General features: G+C 52.4%; 17 protein-coding genes. 14 read left to right on the top strand and 3 right to left on the bottom strand.

Features of this window, described 5'->3' with window-relative positions; translation table 11 throughout:
- The 5 genes from QZF50_RS07065 to QZF50_RS07045 form a co-directional block, all read left to right on the top strand.
- Positions 1-151: hypothetical protein (locus QZF50_RS07065; protein ID WP_290388839.1), on the top strand; the 151-nt coding region annotated here is incomplete at its 5' end.
- Positions 126-674, top strand: a complete 549-nt coding sequence (locus QZF50_RS07060; protein WP_000842082.1) for a fimbrial protein — start codon at positions 126-128, stop codon at positions 672-674. The genes QZF50_RS07065 and QZF50_RS07060, both read left to right, overlap by 26 nt.
- Positions 671-1,141, top strand: a complete 471-nt coding sequence (locus QZF50_RS07055; protein WP_000822649.1) for a fimbrial protein — start codon at positions 671-673, stop codon at positions 1,139-1,141. Before QZF50_RS07060 ends, QZF50_RS07055 begins: the two co-directional genes overlap by 4 nt.
- A complete protein-coding gene (locus QZF50_RS07050) occupies positions 1,138-1,662 on the top strand; it encodes a fimbrial protein (RefSeq protein WP_000730291.1) in 525 nt (174 codons plus the stop codon). Before QZF50_RS07055 ends, QZF50_RS07050 begins: the two co-directional genes overlap by 4 nt.
- Entirely contained in the window at positions 1,649-2,521 is an 873-nt protein-coding gene (locus tag QZF50_RS07045; RefSeq protein ID WP_001356216.1) for a StfH/YfcO family fimbrial adhesin, read from the top strand. Before QZF50_RS07050 ends, QZF50_RS07045 begins: the two co-directional genes overlap by 14 nt.
- A gap of 121 nt (positions 2,522-2,642) precedes the next feature.
- Here QZF50_RS07045 and smrB read toward each other — a convergent pair whose 3' ends face one another.
- Positions 2,643-3,194 carry an endonuclease SmrB gene (gene smrB, locus QZF50_RS07040; RefSeq protein ID WP_000730806.1) on the bottom strand — a complete coding sequence of 184 codons (552 nt, stop codon included), beginning with the start codon at positions 3,192-3,194 and terminating at the stop codon, positions 2,643-2,645.
- Between the two features lie 165 nt (positions 3,195-3,359).
- Here smrB and prmB point away from each other — a divergent pair, with 165 nt between their 5' ends.
- From prmB to QZF50_RS07010, 6 genes are read left to right on the top strand one after another with little or no spacing between them, the layout of a single operon-like run.
- Positions 3,360-4,292, top strand: a complete 933-nt coding sequence (gene prmB, locus QZF50_RS07035) for a 50S ribosomal protein L3 N(5)-glutamine methyltransferase (RefSeq protein WP_001306448.1) — start codon at positions 3,360-3,362, stop codon at positions 4,290-4,292.
- A 34-nt stretch (positions 4,293-4,326) separates the two neighbouring features.
- Positions 4,327-5,412 carry a chorismate synthase gene (gene aroC / locus QZF50_RS07030; protein ID WP_290388838.1) on the top strand — a complete coding sequence of 362 codons (1,086 nt, stop codon included), beginning with the start codon at positions 4,327-4,329 and terminating at the stop codon, positions 5,410-5,412.
- 3 nt (positions 5,413-5,415) lie between these two features.
- Entirely contained in the window at positions 5,416-6,240 is an 825-nt protein-coding gene (mepA, locus tag QZF50_RS07025; protein WP_001043813.1) for a penicillin-insensitive murein endopeptidase, read from the top strand.
- Positions 6,240-7,049 carry a sulfite exporter TauE/SafE family protein gene (locus tag QZF50_RS07020; RefSeq protein ID WP_000447361.1) on the top strand — a complete coding sequence of 270 codons (810 nt, stop codon included), beginning with the start codon at positions 6,240-6,242 and terminating at the stop codon, positions 7,047-7,049. Before mepA ends, QZF50_RS07020 begins: the two co-directional genes overlap by 1 nt.
- The gene (epmC, locus tag QZF50_RS07015) at positions 7,049-7,597 is read left to right on the top strand and encodes an elongation factor P hydroxylase (protein WP_001089232.1); all 549 of its coding nucleotides are present in this window, start codon (positions 7,049-7,051) and stop codon (positions 7,595-7,597) included. Before QZF50_RS07020 ends, epmC begins: the two co-directional genes overlap by 1 nt.
- Before the next feature lie 33 nt (positions 7,598-7,630).
- Positions 7,631-7,909: a YfcL family protein gene (locus QZF50_RS07010; RefSeq protein ID WP_061892462.1), complete on the top strand. Its 279-nt coding sequence runs from the start codon at positions 7,631-7,633 to the stop codon at positions 7,907-7,909.
- A gap of 120 nt (positions 7,910-8,029) precedes the next feature.
- On the opposite strand, the gene mnmC is transcribed toward QZF50_RS07010, so the two are convergent.
- Positions 8,030-10,036 carry a bifunctional tRNA (5-methylaminomethyl-2-thiouridine)(34)-methyltransferase MnmD/FAD-dependent 5-carboxymethylaminomethyl-2-thiouridine(34) oxidoreductase MnmC gene (gene mnmC, locus QZF50_RS07005; protein ID WP_001471931.1) on the bottom strand — a complete coding sequence of 669 codons (2,007 nt, stop codon included), beginning with the start codon at positions 10,034-10,036 and terminating at the stop codon, positions 8,030-8,032.
- 158 nt (positions 10,037-10,194) lie between these two features.
- Between mnmC and fabB the strand changes: the two genes are divergently transcribed.
- Positions 10,195-11,415 carry a beta-ketoacyl-ACP synthase I gene (gene fabB, locus QZF50_RS07000; RefSeq protein WP_000817178.1) on the top strand — a complete coding sequence of 407 codons (1,221 nt, stop codon included), beginning with the start codon at positions 10,195-10,197 and terminating at the stop codon, positions 11,413-11,415.
- 292 nt (positions 11,416-11,707) lie between these two features.
- Positions 11,708-12,886: an MFS transporter gene (locus tag QZF50_RS06995; RefSeq protein ID WP_000127749.1), complete on the top strand. Its 1,179-nt coding sequence runs from the start codon at positions 11,708-11,710 to the stop codon at positions 12,884-12,886.
- Here the strand turns inward: QZF50_RS06995 and flk are convergent.
- On the bottom strand, positions 12,883-13,878 hold the full coding sequence (gene flk, locus QZF50_RS06990) for a flagella biosynthesis regulator Flk (RefSeq protein ID WP_000615813.1): 996 nt from the start codon (positions 13,876-13,878) through the stop codon (positions 12,883-12,885). The two genes, QZF50_RS06995 and flk, sit on opposite strands and share 4 nt — an antisense overlap.
- A 98-nt stretch (positions 13,879-13,976) precedes the next feature.
- On the opposite strand from flk, the gene pdxB reads away from it, so the two are divergent.
- Entirely contained in the window at positions 13,977-15,113 is a 1,137-nt protein-coding gene (gene pdxB, locus QZF50_RS06985) for a 4-phosphoerythronate dehydrogenase PdxB (RefSeq protein ID WP_000699121.1), read from the top strand.
- Positions 15,114-15,118: the final 5 nt, after the last annotated feature.

Genomic DNA, 15,118 nt, shown 5'->3' with positions numbered 1-15,118 from the left:
GTCGCCGAAAACCTCTGCACCGCTGAATGTGAAGATGGGTAGTGTGCCGGTACTGACCTATGTCAACGACTATGGCGCTCGGATGCCGCTCTTTTTCACTTGCAACGGTAACAGTTGCCAGGTCGATGAAGAGCAGAGCCGCAAAGGCTGAGGCCGGGAGAGCCAGTATGAAAGGATCTTGTTCTGTCTGGGCGGTAACTGGGTTACTGATATGTTGTGTTGGTAGCGGCTTTGCAGTTGCAGCGAGTAAGTCAGTAAGTATGAATTTACGGGTGCTTGTCGATGCCCCTCCTCCTTGTACGGTAAATGGTGCGGCAGTTGAGTTTGGTAATGTATTCATTAATAAGATCAATGGGGTTGATTATAAACGTCCCATTGACTACTCGCTTGTTTGTAACAATCTGGCAATGGATGACCTGCGTCTACAGATGCAGGCGACAACGGTCGTGATTAACGGTGAAACAGTTATCAGCACGGGGATTCCTGGGTTTGGTATTCGGGTTCAGAAAAGTAGTGATCACACAATACTCGACTTAACCTCTGGCTCATGGTTGCCATTTAATTTTTCCTCGGGAGTTCCCGTTCTGGAAGCTGTGCCGGTGAAACAGAGTGGTACAACGTTAGCGGCAGCTGAATTTAACGCCAGTGCCACAATTGTGGTGGATTACCAATGAAACGGATCTCGCTTATTTTGCTGTGGGGCTTTTGCTCGATGGCACTCTCAAACGTCTCTTTTCACGGTTATTTAGTGCAGCCACCTAACTGCACGATTAGCAACGCTCAAACCATTGAAATAACTTTTCAGGATGTGCTTATTGATGACATTAATGGCAGCAATTATGAGCAAACCGTGCCGTATTCCATTACCTGCGATACGGCGGTTCGCGACCCATTAATGGAAATGACCTTGAGCTGGAGTGGCACACCAAGCGATTTTGATAATGCTGCAGTAAGCAGCAATATCACTGGTTTAGGCATTCAGCTCAAACAGGCAGGGCAGAGTTTTACGATCAATACGCCACTTGTGGTGAATGAAACCGATTTACCGGTGTTAACGGCTGTGCCAGTAAAAAAGAGTGGTGTCGTTCTGCCAGAGGCGGACTTTGAGGCCTGGGCCACGTTACAGGTAGATTACCAATGAAGAAAAAGCGTACGTTGTTTTTTATTAGTAGCCTGATGTTGCTGGGCAGTGGAACCACAATAGCAGGAGATAATTTGCACTTTACCGGCAATTTAATCAGTAAATCGTGTACGCCAGTGATTAATGGTAGCCAGTTGGCAGAAGTACATTTTCCTGCCATTGCCGCCAGCGATTTAATGAACCTTGGGCAGTCAGAGCGAGTGCCATTGGTGTTTCAATTGAAAGATTGTCATAGTTCTACATTGTTTAATGTCAAAGTAACGTTGACAGGAACAGAAGATAGTGCTCTACCCGGCTTTCTGGCCTTTGACTCCTCGTCATCAGCATCCGGCGCTGGGATTGGTATTGAAACTGCGGCAGGCACATCGGTGCCAATCAACAATACAACAGGCGTCACGCTCCCGCTGAATCAGGGAAATAACAGCCTAAATTTTAATACCTGGTTACAGGCAAAGAGCGGGCGAGATGTAACGTCCGGAGACTTTAGTGCCACAGTGACGGCAACCTTTGAGTATTTCTGAAATGAAAAAATGGACCATAATTTTCGCGAGCCTAATGCTGCTCGTTCTGAGTGTTGTCGGCGCATCTAAGAGTTATGCTGGAGATAAACTTATGAGTGCGAGTTTTGACAGTGTGAGAGTTTATTATGCCATGGACAAGGTAACCGGTGCTGTAGCGAGCAGTGTTTTCAATGTTACGGTGATAACGCCAAAGGAGGTTGCATATGGGAAATATGATTCTTTTGCGTATAAAGGCGATACGTTGCGGGTTATTTCCTGGTCTGGGTCGGGTTCAGCTCCAACTTTGGTACTGACTGACTTTGATACAATTAATAACTCAAATTGCCCTGGCATAGATACGAAAATTTTTCGTTGTGCATATATGACGTTTAAAATTACCGTTGCATCTGATGATTATGGTTGCCCTTGGATCGCATCCTTTTATTCCTATACAGATTTACCCGGATTTGGAAGCTATACGGCCCCTACAGTGCATAACACAATATGCCCAACGATACCGGTCGCTTCATACGATATCTCCTGGAGTGAAAATTATGTCAGCCATAATAAGGCGTTACGAATTCAGTCCACGGGGTCAACAGTGACCACCACGCTTTCGACCTACTTGATGGAAGGCGGCAGACTCTGTGATGGCAGTAATTTTTCTGATAATGATGGCAGAGGAGCATACTGCCGCGCGGTATCAGAATTGTTAACCTTTACCTCTTACGGTTGTGATAAATCAACGGTAACGGTTACGCCAACTCGTCATCCGGTAACGGATAAAGTACTACACGATATTGTGGTGAATGTGAATACCAGTAGTGGGCAACCGATTGATTCGACGTGTCGTTTTCAGTATGTATTGAATGAACTGTAGTTCGTAGTATTGCTCTGATGCGTCTTATCAGGCCTACGAAGTGAATTGCAATTTATTGAATTATCACATATTTGTAGGCCGGATAAGGCGTTTAGGCTGCTCCGGCATTTGCTGCCAGCATTCAGGGCAACTCCGGCGGCAACCACTCTTCCACTTCAATCAACACCAACAAAGCCGCATCACCGCCGTACTCTTTCGGTGCCTGGTGAAATGCCATCACATGCGGATGTTGTGCCAGCCACAGCGGTGTTTGTTGCTTCAAAATATGCTTCCCGTGCCCATGCATCACGCAGGCACAAAACACATGTTCGCGGCGACAGGCGGCAATCAACGCGCCCAGTTCCTGCTTGGCCTGCAGCTGCGTCAGACCGTGTAAATCCAAAAACAATTCCGGTGAATAATCGCCGCGGCGCAGTTTCTTCGCCTCAAAATGGCTGACATCCGGGCGAACATATTTCACCGGACCTTCGGTATTTAATAACGGCTGAAACTCATCGGAGAAATAATGGCTGGCATCAGCCTGCTCCTGGATCAAGCGTTTCACCGGCACTTCGCTGATTTTTTTACGCTGCGGTCGGTGGACAATCGTGTCCTGCTTAATCTTGCGAGTCCCCGCCATCAACTGGCGAAACAGAGCCTGGTCCTCCTCGCTAAGTGTTGTTTTCTTTTTCATTTATCTGTCTCTATTTCTAATTTTCCTACAGTTTACCCGACTCGTAGCACAATCGATCGTTTTAAACGTATTTTTCCTCACTCACCGCGCGTGAATGCTGATTTATCGTCATCTTCATGGCAAACTAGCCGCCGAAATTATTGCGATCATGCCCTGGAGGAATACGTGGATAAAATTTTCGTTGATGAAGCAGTAAATGAGCTGCAAACCATTCAGGACATGTTGCGCTGGTCGGTAAGCCGCTTCAGCGCGGCAAATATCTGGTACGGTCACGGCACCGATAACCCGTGGGATGAAGCCGTACAGCTGGTGTTACCATCGCTCTACCTGCCGCTGGATATCCCGGAAGATATGCGCACCGCGCGTCTGACCTCCAGCGAAAAACACCGTATTGTTGAACGCGTGATCCGCCGCGTCAACGAGCGCATTCCGGTGGCTTACCTGACCAACAAAGCCTGGTTCTGCGGTCATGAATTTTACGTCGATGAACGCGTGCTGGTGCCGCGCTCACCGATTGGTGAACTGATCAACAATAAATTTGCCGGACTCATCAGCAAGCAACCGCAGCATATTTTAGATATGTGTACCGGTAGCGGCTGCATCGCCATTGCCTGTGCTTATGCCTTCCCGGAAGCGGAAGTCGACGCGGTAGATATCTCTCCCGACGCGCTGGCGGTTGCCGAACAGAACATCGAAGAACACGGTCTGATCCACAACGTCATTCCGATTCGTTCCGATCTGTTCCGCGACTTGCCGAAAGTGCAGTACGACCTGATTGTCACTAACCCGCCGTATGTCGATGCGGAAGATATGTCCGACCTGCCAAACGAATACCGTCACGAGCCGGAACTAGGCCTGGCATCTGGCACCGACGGCCTGAAACTGACGCGTCGCATTCTCGGAAACGCGGCAGATTACCTTGCGGATGATGGCGTGTTGATTTGTGAAGTCGGCAACAGCATGGTACATCTTATGGAACAATATCCGGATGTTCCGTTCACCTGGCTGGAGTTTGATAACGGCGGCGATGGTGTGTTTATGCTCACCAAAGAGCAGCTGCTGGCGGCCCGTGAACATTTCGCGATTTATAAAGATTAAGTAAACACGCAAACACAACAATAACGGAGCCGTGATGGCTGGAAACACAATTGGACAACTCTTTCGCGTAACCACCTTCGGCGAATCGCACGGGCTGGCGCTCGGCTGCATCGTCGATGGTGTTCCGCCAGGCATTCCGCTGACGGAAGCGGCCCTGCAACATGACCTCGAGCGTCGTCGCCCTGGGACATCGCGCTATACCACCCAGCGCCGCGAGCCGGATCAGGTCAAAATTCTCTCCGGTGTTTTTGAAGGCGTTACTACTGGCACCAGCATTGGCTTGTTGATCGAAAATACCGACCAGCGTTCTCAGGATTATAGTGCGATTAAGGACGTTTTCCGTCCAGGCCATGCCGATTACACCTACGAACAAAAATACGGACTGCGCGATTATCGCGGCGGTGGACGTTCTTCCGCCCGCGAAACCGCCATGCGCGTAGCGGCAGGGGCGATTGCCAAAAAATATCTCGCTGAGAAATTTGGTATTGAAATCCGCGGCTGCCTGACCCAGATGGGCGACATTCCGCTGGAAATCAAAGACTGGTCGCAGGTTGAACAAAATCCGTTCTTCTGCCCGGACCCGGATAAAATCGACGCGTTAGATGAACTGATGCGCGCGCTGAAAAAAGAGGGCGACTCCATCGGCGCGAAAGTCACCGTTGTTGCCAGTGGTGTCCCCGCCGGACTTGGCGAGCCGGTCTTTGACCGCCTGGATGCCGACATCGCCCATGCGCTGATGAGCATCAACGCGGTGAAAGGCGTGGAAATTGGCGACGGTTTTGACGTAGTGGCGCTGCGCGGCAGCCAGAACCGCGACGAAATCACCAAAGACGGTTTCCAGAGCAACCATGCGGGCGGCATTCTCGGCGGTATCAGCAGCGGGCAGCAAATCATTGCCCATATGGCGCTGAAACCGACCTCCAGCATTACCGTGCCGGGGCGCACTATTAACCGCTTTGGCGAAGAAGTTGAGATGATCACCAAAGGCCGTCACGATCCCTGTGTCGGGATCCGCGCGGTGCCGATCGCTGAAGCGATGCTGGCGATCGTTTTAATGGATCACCTGCTACGGCAGCGGGCGCAAAATGCCGATGTGAAGACTGATATTCCACGCTGGTAAAAAATGAACAAAACCGCGATTGCGCTGCTGGCTCTGCTTGCCAGTAGCGCTAGCCTGGCAGCGACGCCGTGGCAAAAAATAACCCAACCTGTGCCGGGTAGCGCACAATCGATAGGCAGTTTTTCTAATGGCTGTATTGTCGGCGCTGACACGTTGCCGATACAGTCCGAACATTATCAGGTCATGCGTACCGATCAGCGTCGCTATTTCGGTCACCCGGATCTGGTGATGTTTATCCAGCGTCTGAGTAGCCAGGTGAGCAATCTGGGCATGGGTACGGTGCTGATTGGCGATATGGGGATGCCCGCTGGTGGGCGTTTCAACGGCGGTCATGCCAGCCACCAGACCGGACTGGATGTCGATATCTTTCTGCAACTGCCGAAAACTCGCTGGACCTCCGCGCAGCTCTTGCGCCCGCAAGCACTGGACTTAGTTTCCCGCGACGGTAAACACGTTGTTCCGACGCTGTGGAAGCCAGAAATTTTCAGCTTGATCAAACTCGCCGCCCAGGACAAAGACGTCACACGCATTTTTGTTAATCCGGCGATTAAACAACAACTTTGCCTAGATGCGGGCACCGATCGCGACTGGTTGCGCAAAGTGCGACCCTGGTTCCAGCATCGTGCGCATATGCATGTACGATTACGTTGTCCTGCCGATAGTCTGGAGTGTGAAGATCAACCTTTACCGCCACCAGGCGATGGTTGCGGGGCAGAACTGCAAAGCTGGTTTGAACCTCCAAAACCGGGAACAACAAAGCCTGAGAAGAAGACACCGCCTCCGTTGCCGCCTTCCTGCCAGGCGCTACTGGATGAGCACGTGATCTAATGGAAACGTTTAATAGCCTGTTTATGGTTTCCCCGCTGTTGCTGGGAGTTCTCTTTTTTGTCGCCATGCTGGCGGGATTTATCGACTCGATTGCCGGTGGCGGTGGGTTACTCACCATTCCGGCATTGATGGCAGCGGGGATGTCTCCCGCTAACGCGTTGGCAACCAATAAACTGCAAGCCTGCGGCGGCTCTATTTCCGCCACTATCTATTTTATTCGCCGCAAAGTGGTTAGTTTAAGCGATCAGAAACTCAATATTGCCATGACCTTTGTCGGCTCAATGAGCGGCGCACTGTTGGTACAGTACGTTCAGGCTGATGTCTTACGGCAGATTTTGCCCATTCTGGTGATTTGTATCGGCCTCTATTTCTTGCTGATGCCAAAGCTGGGTGAAGAAGATCGCCAGCGCCGGATGTACGGTTTACCCTTCGCGTTAATTGCCGGTGGCTGCGTCGGTTTTTATGACGGATTCTTTGGCCCGGCTGCCGGATCGTTTTACGCGCTGGCCTTCGTTACGCTGTGCGGATTCAACCTCGCCAAAGCCACGGCTCACGCCAAATTACTCAACGCAACGTCAAACATTGGCGGTCTGCTGCTGTTTATTCTCGGCGGCAAAGTGATTTGGGCGACGGGCTTTGTGATGCTGGTGGGGCAGTTCCTCGGCGCGCGCATGGGTTCACGGCTGGTGTTGAGCAAAGGACAAAAGCTGATCCGCCCGATGATTGTTATCGTCTCGGCGGTGATGAGTGCCAAATTACTTTACGATAGCCACGGACAGGAGATCCTCCACTGGTTGGGGATGAACTAATGAACAGTACACACCACTATGAGCAGTTGATTGAAATTTTTAATAGCTGCTTTGCCGATGAATTTAATACCCGTCTGATTAAAGGCGACGACGAACCGATCTATCTTCCTGCTGATGCGGAAGTACCGTATAACCGAATTGTCTTTGCCCACGGCTTTTATGCCAGCGCAATTCATGAGATTTCGCACTGGTGTATTGCCGGAAAAGCGCGCCGTGAGCTGGTTGATTTCGGCTACTGGTATTGCCCGGACGGACGCGATGCCCAAACGCAAAGCCAGTTTGAAGATGTTGAAGTGAAGCCGCAGGCGTTCGACTGGTTGTTCTGTGTGGCGGCGGGATATCCGTTTAACGTCAGTTGCGACAATCTGGAAGGCGACTTCGAACCGGATCGTGTGGTGTTTCAACGGCGGGTACATGCGCAGGTGATGGATTACCTAGCAAACGGCATTCCTGAACGCCCGGCACGCTTCATTAAAGCACTACAAAATTATTATCACACGCCGGAACTTACGGCGGAACAGTTCCCGTGGCCGGAAGCGCTCAACTAAAGCCAGCGCCACGTTTTACAATGAGGAAAGAAGATGATCGCGGAGTTTGAATCCCGCATTCTGGCATTAATCGACGATATGGTTGACCATGTCAGTGATGATGAGTTGTTTGCCAGTGGGTATTTGCGTGGCCACCTGACATTAGCCATCGCAGAACTGGAAAGTGGTGATGACCACTCCGCTCAGGCGGTGCATACGACCGTTAGCCAGAGTCTGGAAAAAGCCATTGGTGCCGGTGAATTGTCGCCGCGTGACCAGGCGCTGGTGACCGATATGTGGGAAAACCTGTTTCAGCAGGCGTCACAGCAGTAAGTTGCGGCGTCTGGAGCACCATGCCTGATGCGACGCTTTGCGCGTCTTATCAGGCCTACACGTCACACGTAGGTCGGATAAGGCGTTCACGCCGCATCCGGCAAACACTGCGAGAGCAGATTACCCCGCCTTAACCGCTTTACCCTTCAACAATTTCCGCACCCATAACCGATTCGGGTTTAACGCCGCCAGCGTACTGGCATCCATCGGAATCGGTTCGTCGCTCATCTGCGCCGCCAGAATCTCGGCACACAGCGGGGCAGAACACAAACCGCGAGAACCTAAAGCCGCAAACATAAAGAGATCGTCAAAAAACGGCGCGCTTACCGCCTCATCTTTCTGCTCCGCCAACGACGCATATTCCACGAGTGTTGCCTCATAATCGGGAACATTGCCTACCATTGGCAGATGATCGCGGGTGGCACAACGCACACCGCAGCGCGCCTCTTTATCACTGACATCAACCTCTTTTGCCCACTGTGCCTGCGGGAAACAATCAATCAACCGCTGGCGATTCTGCTGCTGATCGTCCTCACTGTACGCCGTATCTTCGCTGCCGCGATGATAACTGGCACCAATACAATGATGTTGATTCGCCGGATTTTGTGGCGTGAGATAACCGTCATAGCACAGCACCTGCTTCAGCTTCGCCAGTTCCGGCGTTGTTGGAATATGGCTGACCTGCCCGGCAACCGAATACACCGGGAGAGTCGACGTTTGGCTGAATCGGCTGATTTGATGCCCGTTCGCCAGTACCACTACGCTGTGTGTTGCTTGCTGATCTCCTGCAAAATTCAACAACCAACAGTCATCCTTACGGGATAAATTCTGTAACTGATATTGATAATAAATCTGCAAACCCTGCTGTTGCGCCAGTTCCAGCACATTACGGGTCAGTTCTGCTGGGCACAGCCAACCACCTTGCGGATAAGTAATGCCGCTGCAATTTGTCGCAACGCCCGTAATTTGTTCAACCGCATTTGCCTCAACGGCTACAGCCAGTTCTGCGGGTAAATCCATTGACAACATCTGTGCGATTTTATGCTGGCTTTTCTCATCCCAGCCTAACTGCGTGACGCCGCACCAGTCATGATCAAATTTAACGGGTAATTGGTCGTAAAACCGACGAGCAAAAGTAAACGCATTAGAGAAAAAGCGGTTTAGCGCCTCATCGTGTTTGCTTAATAACGGATACAGCGCCCCCTGGCGATTGCCGGAAGCACCCAGTGCGGGGGCCTCATCCGCGCAATAAAGCGTTACCTGCCAGCCGCGCCGTAATAGCGCCAGCGACAACAACGCGCTGGCAATACCACCGCCGATAATCGCCGCTTCCCGTTTGCTGCTGCCCGTGCGGTTAAACCACGGCGCGGAGCAGGGGAGCGGTAATGTCTGTTCCATCACCCCGCAAAGCATTTCCCGTTTGCGCCCAAAGCCCTTACGTTTTTGCATCGTGAATCCGGCGTCCTGCAAACCGCGGCGGACAAAACCGGCAGACGTAAATGTCGCCAGCGTGCCGCCCGGACGCGCCAACCTTGCCATGGCGTTAAACAGATTTTGCGTCCACATATCCGGGTTTTTCGCTGGCGCAAAGCCGTCCAGAAACCAGGCATCTACTTTTTGATTTAGCGAATCGTCCAGTTGGCTGGTCAGTTCGTTAATATCGCCAAACCATAAATCCAGCGTCACGCGGCCTTCATCGAGCAATAAACGATGGCAACCGGGCAAGGGCATTGGCCACTGCGCCTGAAGTTGTTCTGCCCACGGAGCCAGTTCCGGCCAGTGTTGATGCGCTAAGGCTAAATCCGCACGGGTGAGGGGAAATTTCTCAAAACTAATGAAATGTAAGCGTTGTAATTGCGCTTGCGGATGCGCTTCGCGAAACTGATCAAATGCCTGCCATAGCGTCAGGAAGTTTAATCCGGTGCCGAAGCCGCTCTCTGCTACCACAAACAGAGGATGTGGATGCTCAGGAAAGCGTACCTCTAATTGGTTGCCTCCCAGAAAAACATAACGCGTCTCTTCCAGCCCGTTATCGTTGGAAAAATAGACATCGTCAAAATCTCGGGAAACAGGTGTACCCTCAGCATTAAATTCGAGGTTGGCAGGTTGTATGGAGTAGTGTTTCACGTAAGTTACTCGTCTTACAGGCGGTGGCTCGATCTTAGCGATGTGTGTAAGGCTGCGCAAATTTCTCTATTAAATGGCTGATCGGACTTGTTCGGCGTACAAGTGTACGCTATTGTGCATTCGAAACTTACTCTATGTGCGACTTACAGAGGTATTGAATGAAACGTGCAGTGATTACTGGCCTGGGCATTGTTTCCAGCATCGGTAATAACCAGCAGGAAGTCCTGGCATCTCTGCGTGAAGGACGTTCAGGGATCACTTTCTCTCAGGAGCTGAAGGATTCCGGCATGCGTAGCCACGTCTGGGGCAACGTAAAACTGGATACCACTGGCCTCATTGACCGCAAAGTTGTGCGCTTTATGAGCGACGCATCCATTTATGCATTCCTTTCTATGGAGCAGGCAATCGCAGATGCGGGCCTTTCTCCGGAAGCTTACCAGAATAACCCGCGCGTTGGCCTGATTGCAGGTTCTGGCGGCGGTTCCCCGCGTTTCCAGGTGTTCGGCGCTGACGCAATGCGCGGCCCGCGCGGCCTGAAAGCGGTTGGCCCGTATGTGGTCACCAAAGCGATGGCATCCGGCGTTTCTGCCTGCCTCGCCACGCCGTTTAAAATTCATGGCGTTAACTACTCCATCAGCTCCGCGTGTGCGACTTCCGCACACTGTATCGGTAACGCAGTAGAGCAGATCCAACTGGGCAAACAGGACATCGTGTTTGCTGGCGGCGGCGAAGAGCTGTGCTGGGAAATGGCCTGCGAATTCGACGCGATGGGTGCGCTGTCTACTAAATACAACGACACCCCGGAAAAAGCCTCCCGTACTTACGACGCTCACCGTGACGGTTTCGTTATCGCTGGCGGCGGCGGTATGGTAGTGGTTGAAGAGCTGGAACACGCGCTGGCGCGTGGTGCTCACATCTATGCTGAAATCGTTGGCTACGGCGCAACCTCTGATGGTGCAGACATGGTTGCTCCGTCTGGCGAAGGCGCAGTACGCTGCATGAAGATGGCGATGCATGGCGTTGATACCCCAATCGATTACCTGAACTCCCACGGTACTTCGACTCCGGTTGGCGACGTGAAAGAGCTGGCAGCTATCCGTGAAGTGTTCGGCGATAAGAGCCCGGCGATTTCTGCAACCAAAGCCATGACCGGTCACTCTCTGGGCGCTGCTGGCGTACAGGAAGCTATCTACTCTCTGCTGATGCTGGAACACGGCTTTATCGCCCCGAGCATCAACATTGAAGAGCTGGACGAGCAGGCTGCGGGTCTGAACATCGTGACCGAAACGACCGATCGCGAACTGACCACCGTTATGTCTAACAGCTTCGGCTTCGGCGGCACCAACGCCACGCTGGTAATGCGCAAGCTGAAAGATTAATTCGCAGTAGGTCGGAGTAGTCGGAGTAGTCGGAGTAGGTCGGATAAGACGCGCCAGCGTCGCATCCGACGTTACGCGCCAATGCGGCCTCCGGCACTAACGCAAAAGGGAACCTGATGGTTCCCTTTTTCACATCATTGACAATCGCCGCCAGTTCCAGGCAAACTTCCCGCTTTGTCGATTTCCTTCTGAAAAGACGTACGCGTTAAATCCTGCCAACGCACCGTAACCCTGAAACCAGAGAGATGAGACGGGGATACTCCTCGCCTTGCGCTGCATTCTGGAGTAATGCATGACTGCTGTAAGCCAAACCGAAACACGATCTTCTGCCAATTTTTCGCTCTTCCGCATCGCTTTTGCGGTTTTTCTCACCTACATGACCGTAGGGCTGCCGTTGCCGGTTATCCCGCTGTTTGTTCATCATGATCTGGGCTATGGCAATACCATGGTCGGGATTGCCGTCGGGATTCAGTTTCTGGCTACGGTGCTGACGCGTGGCTATGCCGGGCGACTGGCCGATCAATATGGTGCAAAACGTTCGGCGCTTCAGGGGATGTTAGCTTGTGGTCTGGCTGGCGGCGCGTTGCTGCTGGCGGCGATTTTGCCTGTCTCCGCACCGTTCAAATTTGCCCTGTTGGTCATCGGGCGTTTGATTCTTGGGTTTGGTGAAAGCCAGTTACTGACAGGCGCTCTGACCTGGGGGTTAGGCATCGTAGGGCCAAAACACTCTGGCAAAGTGATGTCATGGAATGGAATGGCGATTTACGGTGCCCTCGCTGTTGGTGCTCCGCTTGGCCTGTTGATTCATAGCCATTACGGTTTTGCCGCACTGGCGATCACCACAATGGTATTACCCTTACTGGCGTGGGCCTGTAACGGCACAGTGCGCAAAGTACCGGCCCTGGCGGGAGAACGTCCATCGCTGTGGAGCGTTGTCGGGTTTATCTGGAAACCAGGGTTAGGGCTGGCACTACAAGGCGTTGGTTTTGCGGTTATCGGGACTTTCGTTTCGCTCTACTTTGCCAGCAAAGGATGGGCGATGGCGGGCTTTACTCTTACCGCGTTTGGCGGCGCATTTGTCGTGATGCGCGTCATGTTTGGCTGGATGCCGGACCGTTTTGGCGGCGTGAAAGTGGCGATTGTCTCTCTGCTTGTAGAAACGGTGGGCTTGTTGCTGCTCTGGCAAGCCCCAGGTGCGTGGGTCGCATTAGCGGGCGCGGCGTTAACCGGAGCCGGATGTTCGCTTATCTTTCCTGCGCTGGGCGTGGAGGTGGTTAAACGCGTCCCCTCACAAGTTCGCGGCACCGCACTGGGCGGTTACGCCGCGTTTCAGGATATCGCCCTCGGCGTCTCCGGGCCGCTGGCGGGAATGCTGGCGACCACGTTTGGTTACTCTTCGGTATTTCTTGCCGGGGCGATCTCTGCGGTGCTGGGAATTATTGTCACGATACTGTCATTTCGTCGGGGCTAACGAACCAGCCAGACCAGCATCAGGATAATCGCGACTAACAGTATCCACAGCGCGGGACGCGTTGCCATATTTTGCAACGTGTCCATCATCGGTGGAAAAGGATTAAGCAGCGGTTGCATATCACGCGGATCAATCCCTTTAACCCGCCGTTGATAAAGCTGATTAAGAATATCCTCGGCCTGGGCAGAAGAAAGCGATGATTGCGCAGAAAGGCCATATTTTTGCTGGATATATGCCGATAACGCCGCCAGTTCACTGGCATCTAAAGGTTGTTTTAGCGCCATCTGTAGTGATTCCAGCGTCGGCGTATTTTGCTGGCTTAACGTCTGGCGCGCCTGCAACCAGGTCACCAGATGGTTAAACAGTTTCGCTGGAATTAACTCGCCATCTTTCACCCCGGAAAGTTCCAGCATCGATTGCCAGATCTGTTTGCTGGGTTCCCCCGTTGCCGCCGCAAGTTTGGTCACCAGCTGTTTTAGCGCATTGTGCTCCGCCGGTAATAAAGGACGGTCGGTCGCCTCGCGCTGCTGTGGTTGCGGAATAACCATCTTCCCTTCCTGCAACAGGGTGAGAATGGTTTTTAATTGCTCCGGTGAGAGCTGATTCAGCGGCGTCTGACCAAAGTTATGACGGATATAATCCGTGACCGCCTGACGATTATTCCCCAGACGTAAATACTCCCCTAATTGCGCTAAAAGCTGGCGGGCAGAATGGCTTTTTTGCGCGGCCAGCAGACGTTGCGCCAGATTATGCTCAGCGGCAGGGAAGTGACGCGAAAGCAGCGGTGAATCTCCCGACAGACCAATATCGTGCCTGATACCCGCCCACAGTTCTGCTCTTTGCTGTTGCGTCAGTGAGGTCACTTTCGTCATTAAGCTTTCCAGCGAAGTACGTTGCTGACTGGATAAAGGCTGATTGCCCGCGCCAGACGGCAGGTTATCTCCCTGACCTGGTGGTTGCCCAGGAGGAGGGCCGGAAATAGGTTGTATCATTACGTATCCTTATACCTGAAATCTTCGCAAGTATGCCTGGCCGCGAGATTATGGCACACTTGTCCGGTTAACTCTCGTCTCATACAGGTAACACAAACGTGAAAATCCTTGTTGATGAAAATATGCCTTATGCCCGCGACTTATTTAGCCGTTTGGGTGAGGTGACCGCGGTTCCCGGGCGTCCAATCCCCGTCGCTCAACTGGCAGACGCGGATGCGCTGATGGTGCGTTCGGTCACGAAAGTGAATGAATCTTTGCTGGCAGGAAAACCCATTAAATTTGTTGGTACTGCCACAGCGGGGACCGACCATGTCGATGAAGCATGGTTAAAGCAGGCGGGAATTGGTTTTTCCGCGGCACCTGGCTGTAATGCGATTGCGGTGGTGGAATATGTTTTCTCCTCACTACTGATGCTTGCCGAACGCGATGGATTTTCACTGCACGACCGTACGGTGGGGATCGTGGGCGTTGGTAACGTTGGACGTCGATTGCAGGCGCGACTGGAAGCGTTAGGGATTAAAACATTGCTTTGCGATCCGCCTCGCGCTGACCGTGGGGATGAGGGTGATTTCCGCTCGCTGGATGAATTAGTTCAGCATGCGGATATTCTGACTTTCCATACGCCACTCTTCAAAGACGGGCCGTACAAAACGCTGCATCTGGCGGATGAAAAACTGATCCGTAGCCTGAAGCCGGGAGCGATTCTGATTAACGCCTGCCGTGGCGCAGTCGTCGATAATACTGCGTTGCTGACCTGCCTGAATGAAGGCCAGAAGTTAAGCGTAGTGCTGGATGTCTGGGAAGGCGAACCGGAACTTAACGTGGAATTGCTGACAAAAGTGGATATCGGCACGCCGCATATCGCAGGCTATACCCTGGAAGGTAAAGCACGCGGTACTACGCAAGTGTTTGAAGCCTATAGCAAGTTTATTGGGCATGAACAGCACGTTGCGCTGGATACATTACTGCCCGCGCCAGAGTTTGGTCGCATTACGCTGCATGGCCCGCTCGATCAACCGACGCTGAAAAGGCTGGTGCATTTGGTGTATGATGTGCGCCGCGATGACGCACCGCTGCGTAAAGTCGCCGGGATACCGGGTGAGTTCGATAAACTGCGCAAAAACTATCTTGAGCGCCGTGAATGGTCATCTCTGTATGTAATTTGTGATGACGCCAGTGCGGCATCATTGCTGTGTAAACTGGGTTTTAACGCCGTTCATCATCCGGCACGTTAATCTCT

This window comes from uncultured Escherichia sp., assembly GCF_948475835.1.
GTDB lineage: Bacteria > Pseudomonadota > Gammaproteobacteria > Enterobacterales > Enterobacteriaceae > ECMA0423.
This window is presented reverse-complemented; position numbering and strand designations above follow the sequence as displayed.

Excerpts from the sequence above, each read along its gene's own strand:
- QZF50_RS07060 (WP_000842082.1), top strand. The coding sequence starts at position 126 with ATGAAGAGCAGAGCCGCAAAGGCTGAGGCCGGGAGAGCCAGTATGAAA.
- QZF50_RS07010 (WP_061892462.1), top strand. The coding sequence starts at position 7,631 with ATGATCGCGGAGTTTGAATCCCGCATTCTGGCATTAATCGACGATATG.
- QZF50_RS07055 (WP_000822649.1), top strand. The coding sequence starts at position 671 with ATGAAACGGATCTCGCTTATTTTGCTGTGGGGCTTTTGCTCGATGGCA.
- epmC (WP_001089232.1), top strand. The coding sequence starts at position 7,049 with ATGAACAGTACACACCACTATGAGCAGTTGATTGAAATTTTTAATAGC.
- smrB (WP_000730806.1), bottom strand. The coding sequence starts at position 3,194 with ATGAAAAAGAAAACAACACTTAGCGAGGAGGACCAGGCTCTGTTTCGC.
- QZF50_RS07050 (WP_000730291.1), top strand. The coding sequence starts at position 1,138 with ATGAAGAAAAAGCGTACGTTGTTTTTTATTAGTAGCCTGATGTTGCTG.
- QZF50_RS07020 (WP_000447361.1), top strand. The coding sequence starts at position 6,240 with ATGGAAACGTTTAATAGCCTGTTTATGGTTTCCCCGCTGTTGCTGGGA.
- QZF50_RS06995 (WP_000127749.1), top strand. The coding sequence starts at position 11,708 with ATGACTGCTGTAAGCCAAACCGAAACACGATCTTCTGCCAATTTTTCG.
- mepA (WP_001043813.1), top strand. The coding sequence starts at position 5,416 with ATGAACAAAACCGCGATTGCGCTGCTGGCTCTGCTTGCCAGTAGCGCT.
- flk (WP_000615813.1), bottom strand. The coding sequence starts at position 13,878 with ATGATACAACCTATTTCCGGCCCTCCTCCTGGGCAACCACCAGGTCAG.
- aroC (WP_290388838.1), top strand. The coding sequence starts at position 4,327 with ATGGCTGGAAACACAATTGGACAACTCTTTCGCGTAACCACCTTCGGC.
- fabB (WP_000817178.1), top strand. The coding sequence starts at position 10,195 with ATGAAACGTGCAGTGATTACTGGCCTGGGCATTGTTTCCAGCATCGGT.